At 37.9% G+C, this 10435-nt stretch carries 11 protein-coding genes; 2 read left to right on the top strand and 9 right to left on the bottom strand.

What is annotated here, in order from left to right; translation table 11 throughout:
* The first annotated feature begins 536 nt into the window (after nt 1-536).
* On the top strand, nt 537-1322 hold the full coding sequence (locus ACSQ6I_RS17050) for a sucrose-phosphate phosphatase (protein ID WP_438891476.1): 786 nt from the start codon (nt 537-539) through the stop codon (nt 1320-1322).
* Between the two features lie 261 nt (nt 1323-1583).
* Here ACSQ6I_RS17050 and ACSQ6I_RS17045 read toward each other — a convergent pair whose 3' ends face one another.
* From ACSQ6I_RS17045 to ACSQ6I_RS17015, 7 genes are all read right to left on the bottom strand, one after another.
* A complete protein-coding gene (locus tag ACSQ6I_RS17045; protein ID WP_438891475.1) occupies nt 1584-2195 on the bottom strand; it encodes a class I SAM-dependent methyltransferase in 612 nt (203 codons plus the stop codon).
* 274 nt (nt 2196-2469) lie between these two features.
* Nucleotides 2470-2841: a hypothetical protein gene (locus ACSQ6I_RS17040; protein ID WP_015216895.1), complete on the bottom strand. Its 372-nt coding sequence runs from the start codon at nt 2839-2841 to the stop codon at nt 2470-2472.
* Nucleotides 2834-3835, bottom strand: a complete 1002-nt coding sequence (locus ACSQ6I_RS17035) for an LLM class flavin-dependent oxidoreductase (RefSeq protein WP_438891474.1) — start codon at nt 3833-3835, stop codon at nt 2834-2836. The genes ACSQ6I_RS17040 and ACSQ6I_RS17035 overlap by 8 nt, the downstream gene beginning before the upstream one ends.
* Before the next feature lie 13 nt (nt 3836-3848).
* The gene (locus ACSQ6I_RS17030) at nt 3849-4226 is read right to left on the bottom strand and encodes a hypothetical protein (RefSeq protein ID WP_438891473.1); all 378 of its coding nucleotides are present in this window, start codon (nt 4224-4226) and stop codon (nt 3849-3851) included.
* 168 nt (nt 4227-4394) lie between these two features.
* Nucleotides 4395-4706, bottom strand: a complete 312-nt coding sequence (locus ACSQ6I_RS17025; protein ID WP_015216892.1) for a hypothetical protein — start codon at nt 4704-4706, stop codon at nt 4395-4397.
* A gap of 2 nt (nt 4707-4708) precedes the next feature.
* Nucleotides 4709-4972, bottom strand: coding sequence for a hypothetical protein (locus tag ACSQ6I_RS17020; RefSeq protein ID WP_438891472.1), 264 nt, complete (start codon nt 4970-4972; stop codon nt 4709-4711).
* A 36-nt stretch (nt 4973-5008) separates the two neighbouring features.
* Entirely contained in the window at nt 5009-5437 is a 429-nt protein-coding gene (locus ACSQ6I_RS17015; RefSeq protein ID WP_438891471.1) for a hypothetical protein, read from the bottom strand.
* A 1067-nt stretch (nt 5438-6504) separates the two neighbouring features.
* Between ACSQ6I_RS17015 and cysK the strand changes: the two genes are divergently transcribed.
* A complete protein-coding gene (cysK, locus tag ACSQ6I_RS17010; protein ID WP_438891470.1) occupies nt 6505-7446 on the top strand; it encodes a cysteine synthase A in 942 nt (313 codons plus the stop codon).
* Nucleotides 7447-7529: 83 nt separating this feature from the next.
* Here the strand turns inward: cysK and ACSQ6I_RS17005 are convergent, their stop codons facing one another.
* Both ACSQ6I_RS17005 and der read right to left on the bottom strand, forming a co-directional pair.
* A complete protein-coding gene (locus tag ACSQ6I_RS17005) occupies nt 7530-8459 on the bottom strand; it encodes an energy-coupling factor transporter transmembrane component T family protein (protein WP_438891469.1) in 930 nt (309 codons plus the stop codon).
* 181 nt (nt 8460-8640) lie between these two features.
* Nucleotides 8641-10005, bottom strand: coding sequence for a ribosome biogenesis GTPase Der (gene der / locus ACSQ6I_RS17000; RefSeq protein WP_438891468.1), 1365 nt, complete (start codon nt 10003-10005; stop codon nt 8641-8643).
* Nucleotides 10006-10435: the final 430 nt, after the last annotated feature.

Here is a 10435-nt window from a genome sequence, read left to right as displayed (position 1 = left end):
GGGATAGGTAACATTACAAAAACCTTTGTTTCGGGTTTCATTATTTGCAGTTACTTAAAACCTTGCGATTCTTCCTTTGCGTCTTTGCGCCTTTGCGTGAGATATAAATTATGGTAAAGGAGGATTTTTAGGATGTTTCCTCGCATAATAAACAACAACCTTTGTTTCGGGTTTCATTTTTCCTTTGCGCGAAACGAAAATCACAACTATTTCAAGAACCAATTGATAAAATATTATTAGAAAATCAACCCCTTTGTTTACTTATCTTCGACTTAAAATGAGAGGTTTTAGTGCAATGGATACCTTAGATAATTATCACCAAATCATTTTAATAGAATATGTTTTAGTTAGCCAAAATCGCCAACAAATTGCACACATTTGCAAAATCGGGTAAATTTTGGGCTATACCAGTAAGCTTTTGGCAGTCTGGTTGCGATTTCAGATATAATACTAACGGTCAATTGTGTGCCTGTATTAAACCAGTATAAACTTTTACATATTGATCTTACTCACCGTATCAGCAAAAAACTGTAATTATGAAAGCATTTCTCTTTGTTACTGATTTAGATGACACGCTAGTGGGTGATAAAAAATCTTTAAACTTTTTAGAGCAATTAAATGAAGAATTAATAAATCATCGCAAAACATATGGAAGCAAGATTGTTTATGCCACAGGACGATCACTAACTCTATATCAGCAATTGATAAAGACACAAAAACTTTTAGAACCTGATGCTTTAATTACTGCTGTAGGAACTGAAATATACTTCAACTCTAATTACAAAACTCCCGATTTAAAATGGTCTAGTAAGTTATCAATTGGCTGGAATCGTGATTTGGTAGAGAAAATAGCCGCAAACTTTGAAGATTTAGTTCTTCAACAAGCATCTGAACAACTTCCTTTTAAAGTTAGTTATCTTGTTAAAGAAGAAGCTGCCAAAAAAGTTATACCCCAACTCGATAATTTACTAAAAAAGGAAAATATTAAATTTAATTTAATCTACAGTGGAAACTTTAGTGGCAGCGAAAACCTGGAAAGCAAAAACCTGGATATTTTGCCTTTTGATACCGATAAAGGTTTAGCAATGAAGTATTTACAAAATGAATGGGGACATTCTGCCTACGAAACAGTTGTGTGTGGTGATTCAGGTAATGATATTGCCTTATTTAGCAGAGGAGAAGAAAGAGGTATTATTGTAGGAAATGCGCTTTCTGAATTACGGGAATGGTATACAGCAAACAAAACCGACTATCGCTATTTAGCAAAATCATTTTATGCTGAAGGTATTTTAGAAGGTTTGCGTCATTTTAAGTTTATTTAATCGGTATTCTTTGAGTTGGAAGGGAGTATCAGGGACTATAATTAATTGTGGCATTTAAAGCATCAAGACCAAAGCTAAATTGCGATCGCACTGCAAAAATTTGTAAATTATTCCGTTTCATTCATTTAGAGAATATTTGAAAACTAGAATATGGGTATAATTTGCCATTCTGATTGGAATGCAGAGGAGGGAAGAATCTCGATTTTTCTGCAAGTTTATAATTTTAATCAGATATTTTTCTAACCCCAATCTCCATTAACTTCATACTGGTTTAGCAAAAATAGTCAGCAAAACTGGCCCTAATAAATAGTAGTGACCTAAACACAAAAGTCCAGCACCGGAACCTATTTTTTCACGCTGTTCTTGACTGTAGAATTTAATTCCAGCCGGAGAATTAGCCATTAATTGAAAAGCTGAATTATTCTTAGCAGTTATATCAACTAAATAAAACCGTCCACCTGGAGAAAGCACCCGCGTTATTTCATTTAAAACCTGTTCTGGTTGAGGATAATGCAAGAAACTGATAGTGTTAAAAACGGCATCAAATTGACCTTCAGCAAAAGGTAGTGATTCCGCATTACCTTCCAGATAAATTAACCGGGGACGATGACGATTATTTTGTCTAGCTACTCGCAACATTTGGGGAGATAAATCTAAACCTGTCCCCCGCAATTCAGGAAATTGACCTGCTAATCTATCTAGTAATCTTCCAGTTCCACAACCTAAATCAAGTACATTTGCATTTGCTGGTAATTCAACCTTTGAAAGCAGTCTTTTATGAATAGCTTGATAAATAAAAGATGGAAAAGTCCAATCGTAACTTGATGCCCAACGGTCAAAAAGTTGTTTTTTGTTAGTTATAATGTTATTCATCGTTTTTAATTTATTGGTCTTTATTTCATTATAACCTTAGAGGATATTTGAAAAGTTTTGGGCGAATATAATTCGCTACTACACAGGCAAAGTCCACCTCCGTGGACTAATGAAAAAGTGGTCTTTTTAACCCGCGCAGGCGGGTTTAGTTTGTATAGCCGCGACTTCTAGTCGCCAGGGCTGTAATAAATTAGACTTTTCAAACAACCTCTTATACAAAAAAGCAAAGGCACACAGTTTTGTTTGCACCTTTGCGTGAAATATAACTTAGAATCTACAACCAGTCTCGATAAGCTGAAATTTCATTGATGGGAATTTCAAAGGGTTTACCTTTACCAAAGGGTGGATAAACTCGAATTTTCGCGTCCTTGGTAAACCGTTCTAGCCTATTACCCAATTGGGGAATATTGCTGACTATATGCCAATAAGATACTATATCTGGGCAGTCAATTATCAGCATGAGGGTGGTGGTATTGGTTGTCATATACCACTGACAGTTAGATAATAGAACTTGGGTGATGCGATCGCACGCGTGATAGAAGCACCTCCCAATAGATTGTTCAAATTCTAAATGCAGCATTCCATCCTGTTTAGTCACCTCCAACGGAGGTAAATCATCAGGAGGAAGCAGGGGAAGTTTAGACATAATTTCGCACCTCTTGATTGTAGCGCTGCATACTCTCTCGATTTTTTTGCAGAGACAATGATGAGGGTTTGAGCGCTAGTGTGCCGAGATTTAATTCGTCCTGAAATTTCTTGATTCGGTCGCGACAGGTGTCTACATCGCCAATAATCGAATTTTCGAGCAAATAATCTTCCTCAAAACAGATATTTGTCCGATCAAAAGCTTTCTGTGGCTGAGGACTATTCTGCATTACTTGAGTGGAATTAGCTGTCATTTTTTGGCTAAATTTGCGGATGAAAGGTAAGGCTTCACTCACAGCTTCATCGGTTGTTTTAGCAACAAAAAAGAACCGTGCTAACAGAAATTTATCTGCACCACTGGAATTTAATTGCCGATATTTGCTGACTGTATTCTTCAATCTTGTCAGGGAAAAGGGCGGCCCTCCCATTAAACCGAAGGAATTTTGGGCAGCATATTCAATCGTATCATCATCACCACTGGCAATATAGACGGGAATTGGTTTTTGTAGCGGCTTAGGATAGACCGTCAAGCGATCGCACTGATAGAATTGTCCATTAAATGATACGTCAGTTTCATATAATAGCTTTTGAATGAGTGCGATCGCTTCCACCATCCTCACACGGGATTCCGACATCAATACCCCAAAATGCTTATTCTGTTCAGGGAAAGGGCCACCTTTAGCCACTCCAAAAGCTAATCTACCACTACAAAGATTATCCAAAGTAGCAATATCCTCAGCCACCCTAATTGGGTCGTGAAACGGCAATAATACTGCCCCCGTCCCTAAGCGAATAGTTGACGTAACACCCGCCAAATGTGCCATTAACAGCAAAAGTGACGGGCTGAGATTCGATTCATTAAAATGATGTTCACTCACCCAGGCTTCTTCAAAACCCAAATTTTCCGCCTGTTTCACCAGTAAAACTTGCTCAAAGATGGCGCGACGGGCATCTTGGTGATGATTTTCGTAATTGCAGAAAAGTCCTGTTTTCATTTTTGACGATATTCTAAGCAGCCACTAAATGCAACTCCAACCATAAACGCGGTTCAGATTGTTTAAGTTTTGACATGGGGTCGCGCAGTAATCGCTTGGCATTCATGCAAACCACCTGAATTAGTCCCATATTGCCTGCTATTTCTCTGAGTATTTCTTTTTGCGCTTTGATATAGGGCATTAGGTCTTCAGAACAATAAATCCCTATATATTGAAAGCGTTTAGCAGGTCGTCCCCAGAAGCAGGTAATCACTTTTACATGACACTTTTCCAGTAGTTCCCCAGTATTAGGGTAATAATGGTTAACGACTCTTGTGAATTCTTTAGCTAGGATATCTTCAGCAATCATTTGACTGATATTTCTGTAGCGTCCATCACTACCATTTAGCATAACATAAATTTGTCAATTAAGCATGACAAAACACCAATTTAAATTGATTTTTTGAAGAATTTCTCCAAAAAAAAGAGTGATACTTTTATAAAAGTACCACTTCTGTATAATGACCATATATAATGAATTCAAAATTTGGAAATAGCAAAAATAAATTTTGAACTTTACTTAGCGAGAATTGCGTTCAGCAACTAAAACATCAGCTATAATATCTGGAATATTTTTTAAATCCAGATATCCCTCAGAACCAGAGATAGGAGAACTAAATGTATAATTGGGGTCACAAGTTCCTGTATCATAAACTTGGATAAACCACTTATCAGGAAAACCTTCAACACCCAATTCTACAATATACCAAAACTCACCCGTTAACCGTGAGTTAAAGATAGTAAACCAATCTCGATAATTTTCTGAGATGTTCCAATCTGCCAAGATGAACTCTAGCGCTATTTGTCCAGCATCAGTTGAAGTCAATAACATTGTCACTCCTGATGTGCAACCTCATTGGAAACTTCAGGATATAAACCCAATTGTTTAGCTAACTCCCGTGCTACAAAAAACAAAAATTGAGCGCCATCTTGATTTCCTTCATGGGCAAACATAGTAGCTACTTGTAGCATTGAATGTACCAACCCAGAATCAACCAATTCCGGCTGAGATTCTAAAATTTCTGGTTCCTGACCATTAGGACATTGCAACAGTTCATCAATCAAATTAAAATACTGTGTTTGGCGTTCGTCTGTCATGATAATTTAGTTTATGGTGGATGAGAAAACTGAAACTTATTGCTCAATACTCTGTTGCCAAAGTCTTTCTAGCATTTCGACTTGTGCTTTTAAAACAGCAGTACGATAGACAAGATACCTGTCATAAACAATAATGCCTAAGCCAATGCAAATAGGTGTAACCAAAACCAACCATTGCAAAATTGTAGCGATTTTATACTGTTCCACTAGAATTTGCAGTTGCACAAAAAAATTATGTTTGGATAATTTTTTGTTAGCTGGAGAGTGGGGAGTATTTATGCTCTCTGGCTGGGGAAATGCAGGTTCAGAACCTTTATTAATATTGGTGACTTGACAAGATAAATTCTGTGTCTTAACTAACTCTATATGTCGTCCCCAAATTAAATTAAAGACGATTATCCCTGGAGAAAGCACAGCTAAAGTAACCAAACCTACTGTTAGCACATTTAAAATTTTTAATTTCATCTTCACTCTCCCTTGCTAGGTAGCTATTCACCCAGTAAGAAAATATAGTTTATGGTTTATTGCTGCACCTTCCTTTTGCCAATTCTCAAACAAGCATCAAGTATTAGATTCTAAATATACATTTAGTAGATGACACCCAATTATTTAAAAGCATCTCAAATAATTTAAAAATTATCTGTGAATCTAAAACTTCAAATCTAAACTTGGCAGATTTATGAATCACCACTATTTGTGCAAAATACTCATAAATTATTACTAAGCAAGTGAAAATTTAAAAATCCCAAATACACTCCATTTAGTATTGACTAATACTGACAGGATTTAACCGCTTTTGAATAGAGATTACTATCAAACTAGGGTTAAGAAGTCCCCCCTAGTTCTCTAGACTTTCATCTAGGAATTTCGGGGGGTAGAGGGGAATCTCTGCGTAAATCCTACTAACGTTTATAGCAGTCACCTCTCTTCAACACAGTTTACCCCAGCCGAATTAAGATTATTAAAATCATTAACATAGTACTCAAAGCTGATAAAACTGATTCAGTAAGGCTTTAAAAAATTATTTGGGGTAGAGGTGCTAGTGTTTTCAGGAGGAGGTACTAGCATTTATCCGGTGGGGGACGGGGATTTTTGTACTCAACTTAATGCTTTAGTGGCTGATGTTTGAGGATATTTAATGGTGATTAGTGTCCCTCAAAACTTGTACTCAAATGACAATATATCATGACAAAGTAGACCTGAATTAAAAATAAACTAAACAACTCAAAAAAACAATTAAAATTCTTAAATTCGATGATATTACCTTGACATCACTAAATTCTTCTGACTTATATGACCTGAAAAATTACACCTAGACCCAAAATAATTGATACAAGTTTAGTAGCAAATTATCAGTCTTCTAGCGCTGTGTACCATTATGCTATTTACTCAAAACCCAGTCATCATAACCATTTCCGGCAAAAACAATATTTAATTAACTAACTGTTACTTAAATACAAATTAAATAAGTAAAAACATATTATTATAACTAAAGACAGAGAAGTAATATTTAGAATATTAGGAGTTAATAAATGCGAATTGCTAAAGACGTAACAGAACTTATTGGCAAAACCCCCTTAATTCAGCTGAACAAAATTCCCCAAGCGGAGGGAGTAGTTGCCAGAATAGTTGTCAAACTAGAAAGCATGAACCCAGCCGCTTCAGTCAAAGACCGTATTGGGTTGAGTATGGTACTTTCAGCCGAAGCAGATGGTTTAATTACTCCAGGAAAAACCGTTTTAGTTGAACCAACTTCAGGGAATACAGGAATAGCTTTAGCAATGGTAGCTGCGGCTCGTGGTTACAAATTGATTTTAACAATGCCAGAAACCATGAGCCAAGAAAGACGCTCAATGTTGCGTGCTTATGGTGCAACTTTGGAGTTGACACCAGGCCCCCAAGGAATGCGGGGCGCAATTAGCAAAGCTGAGGAAATTGTGGCTAACACTCCCAATACCTTTATGCTGCAACAATTTTGCAACCCAGCTAACCCCAAAGTTCACCGAGAAACGACAGCTGAGGAAATTTGGGCGGATACTGATGGGGAAGCAGATATATTAATTGCTGGGGTAGGAACTGGGGGAACGATTACTGGTATTGCAGAGATACTTAAACAACGCAAACCAAGTTTTCAAGTGATTGCGGTTGAACCTAGCAACAGTCCCGTTCTTTCTGGAGGTGAACCCGGTTCCCATAAAATTCAAGGGATTGGTGCGGGATTTGTCCCAGATGTGTTGCGTCAAGAATTGATTGATGAGGTGATTCGGGTTAGTGATGACCAAGCGATGTCTTATGGTAGAAGATTAGCTAAAGAAGAAGGTTTATTATCAGGGATATCATCTGGTGCGGCTTTGTGTGCTGCTATTCAAGTAGGTCAACGCCCAGAAAATGCAGGTAAGTTAATTGTCATGATTCAGCCTTCTTTTGGTGAACGCTATCTGAGTACGGCGATGTTTCAAGAATTAAAAAATTAAATATGCGTGGCTTGAATGCCCTGTAAAGACGTTTCCTGGAACGTCTCTACAATATTTACTGCACTCTGTGCGATGATCACCTGCTAAGAAATTGCTGTCCCAAAAGCTATCCTCAGTCCCCAAAATACGATTAAAATTGCGATCGCTAACCAGTCACCTGTTTTCAATCTTAATTCTTGCCATTTGACTCGATGCTCATTTGGACTGGTAAAACCCCTGACCATCATTGCATTTGCCATTTGATCAGCACGCAAAAGCAGATTTTCTAAAAGTCGCTCAATCACAATTAACCAAACTTTAGCTCCTCCTTTTAATCCTAGCTTTTTCCAATTAATTGCTCTCGTCATCACAGAACGAATGAGATTTTGGACTTCTTCTAAAACTAACGGAATAAACCGCAAAGATAAAGTGAGAGTTAACATCAGTTCTGTAACTGGGATCTTAAACCTCCGCAAGGGTTGCATCAAGCTTTCCATTCCCGAAGTGATTTCTTCTGGTGCGGTTGTCAACAAATATAAATTAGTGCTGTAAATTAAGGTAAAAACTATTGTACTCAGGCTAATTGCTAAATTTAAGGAACGACGATTTACTTTAATTGGGCCTTTGTGAAATAATACATAGCTATATTCTTTATTATCTCTGGCTTGCTCTAGACTCGCTTTGTTATTTTCAGCAGTTGCTGGCTGAGTTAAAACTTGTTCATTAGCTGGTAAGCGTGGTTGATAATTTACAGCTAGTCCATCAGGGCTGATAGCACCCAGCACCAACACCATGAATGATAACACCAACAGCCAGCCCATTTGTTGCCGCCATACTCGCAGCGGAATTTTGGCAAATAAGGTAAAAATAATTAATAATGCAACCAACAATACCCGCCAATAGTTGTTAGCTACAACATAGCTGGTGAGAAAGCTTAACAACCAAACTAACTTGACTCGCGGATCTAGCCTATGTAGCCAAGTTTCTGGTTGTTCTAAGTATAGTCCAAGGGGGAGCGATCGCAATAAATCCATTTTTTGAGTTATGAGTGCTGAGTTATGAGTGCTGAGTAACTTAATAAATCATATCCTTAGCAATGATTCTTACATTTTGCCAAGCAATCAAATCTTCAAATCGCTCAACTTTACTCATTTTACTAACCACTCAAACCTCAAAATTGACTATCACTCGTTACTCAGTACTCGTTACTCAGTACTATTTTACGCGAGTTGCTCGATTGAGATTGCCAATTTCCGCATCCCGGACTTTCTTACTCCGCCAAAATACACGAATTGGCGTACCATCAAATCCTAATTGTTTGCGGAACTGTCTTTCAATGTAACGGCGATAATTATCATTAAAGCGTTGAGCATCGTTGACAAATAAGGCAAAAGTTGGTGGTTGGCTACTTACTTGCGTACCATAATATATTTTACCTTGACGACCGCCCCGTGAAGTTGGTGGAGAATGCCAGCTAATTGCATCTGTGAGGACTTCATTAACTACGGAGGTGGTAACACGGCGTTTGTGTGCTTCTGCTGCCTTATTCACCAACTCTAAAATCTTTTCTACCCGTTGTCCGGTTGTGGCACTGACAAAAATTATGTCTGCCCATTCGGTAAAATGTAATCGTGTTTCTAAGGTTTTTTCGTAGTCATAGATGGTGTAAGAGTCTTTTTCGACTGCATCCCACTTGTTAACTACAATAATGCAAGCCCGACCTTCTTCCAGAATTCGCCCTGCTAATTTTTGGTCTTGTTCAGTGGCTCCATCTTCAGCATCTAACACTAATAAAACCACATCGGCGCGGCGAATTGCTTTAAAAGCGCGGTTAATGCTAAAAAATTCCGTACCGTATTCTATATGTTTCTTTTTGCGAATTCCGGCGGTGTCAATTAAGCGATAGGTTTGCCCATTTCGCTCAATTTCTGTATCAATTGTATCACGAGTTGTACCGGAGATGGGGCTAACGATCGCTCTTTCTTCCCCCACAAAGGCATTCAATAAGCTGGATTTGCCCACATTAGGACGACCGATAATGGCGACTTTAATCACATTATCTTCGGGGACATCCTTCACATCGGGGACGTGCTTAATTAATTCATCCAGGATTTCCCCAGTACCGCTACCATGAATTGCCGAAATTGGGAAAGGTTCACCTAAACCCAGTTCCCAAAATTCACTCGCTTGAATTAAGCCTTGGTCTGGTGATTCACATTTATTGACAGCCAGGAAAATTGGTACAGGTTGTTGACGTAACCAATCAGCAATTTCTTGATCTGCTGGCATTGGGCCTGTTTGCCCATCCACTACAAAAATCGCTGCACAGGCTTCTGAGAGCGCCATTAATGCCTGTTGGCGAATTAGGGGGAGAAATTCGGTGTCATCGTTAAAGACTAAACCGCCTGTGTCTACTACTGAAAATTCGCGATCGCTCCAAAATGCTGGACGATAAGTGCGATCGCGTGTCACACCCGATTCATCGTGGACAATCGCCGCTTGATCACCAGCGAGACGATTAACCAGAGTGGATTTGCCCACATTTGGGCGACCGATAATTGCAACAATTGGCAGTGCCATAAACTAGAGTTCTTCGTGCTGAGTATTGTAGATGTGCTGAGTTTTATCTCTACGTTCTTCACCCAGCACGTTTTTAGAGAACTACTAATCATATCACATTTTTTGATTATAACAACTTTAATTATCCATGACTCTTTATAACTACATCTATAAGTATTTAATCATAATGTTGCAAAGTGAATCATTTATAATAATGCCTATCTCTAATTAAGCAAGATTAATAACATCCCATGAGTAAACCTAAATCGCTATAAATTATCGCTTAGGAGTTTAGTAAATATTTGTTATTTCTTTATATTCAAAACCATAAACATGAATTAAGTAGCTTTAATGTGTGTGTCTATACTCAATCCAAGTAAAAATAATTGTCAAATACGCTTTTATGCAACAGTCATATTTTCTAGTATTAATTTGTGGTTACAATAGCTTC

It is taken from the genome of Anabaena sp. WFMT, assembly GCF_051781005.1.
GTDB lineage: Bacteria > Cyanobacteriota > Cyanobacteriia > Cyanobacteriales > Nostocaceae > Anabaena.
The sequence above is the reverse complement of the archived record's forward strand: the minus strand, read 5'-3'. Positions and strand labels throughout refer to the sequence as shown.